The organism is Mycobacterium sp. 1482292.6 (assembly GCF_001672995.1).
GTDB classification, from domain to species: Bacteria; Actinomycetota; Actinomycetes; order Mycobacteriales; family Mycobacteriaceae; genus Mycobacterium; species Mycobacterium europaeum_A.
Window position 1 is genome coordinate 1 of sequence record NZ_LZKV01000199.1, and the last position, 723, is coordinate 723.

Annotated in this window: 1 protein-coding gene; it reads right to left on the reverse strand. The window is 62.7% G+C overall.

What is annotated here, in order from left to right; genetic code table 11:
* Nucleotides 1–358: 358 nt before the first annotated feature.
* The coding region (locus tag A5624_RS19800) for a type II toxin-antitoxin system Phd/YefM family antitoxin (protein WP_197519000.1) at nucleotides 359–723 on the reverse strand (365 nt) is incomplete at its 5' end.

Consider the following 723-nt stretch of genomic DNA (forward strand, 5'->3'; position numbering starts at 1 on the left):
GCCCTGACTGTCATCGATAAGCTCTTATACAGTTTCCGCCCAACACCGCCCCCCACACCCGCTAATAAGCCGAAGCGCACACGGGCCGACAAAAGACGCGATGCAACCGACAATACCTCGAAGGGGCGGAAACCGGGCGAACGCGCGACGACGCCGCCCCGGCGCGTTAGCTTGAAACGCTTACGCGAGGCGACGAGCTAACCGGTCTGACCAAGCTGTCGATGCCCTAGTCGTGCTGGCTTTTCCGGCCTGTCGAGCGCAGGTCGTGGGGATCCGTTCCCTCACCGTTCACACGGGGTGTTTGCGGCGCGAAGTTTGGCTGGCTATTGCTGTGAAGAGCTGGCTCGGGTGGCCGCCGTCAGTTCGTGGGCTGCTGCAGGCGCGCCACGACCCGTCCGCGGCGGGTCACGTCGATGGTTTCGCCGGCCGCGACGCGGTCGATGTAGTTGCCGAGATCGATTCGCAATTGCCGGATGCCGATGCGATCGGGTATCGCGCCAGTGTGGGTCACCTGCGGCGACTCACAGGCCTTGCTCAGAAGGCAATCGATGATGGCTAGGGCATGGTGGCGCGCTGTTACGGGATCGACGGATTGGGCGATTTCCCAAGAAAGTTCGTTCAATGCGCCGCGCAGGGTGGCCACCACCATGGTCGATGTGTAATTGCTAGCTCCGGCCGGAGCCAGCGTAGCGGCGAATTCGCGAGTCAAGTTGCCGTAGTAGT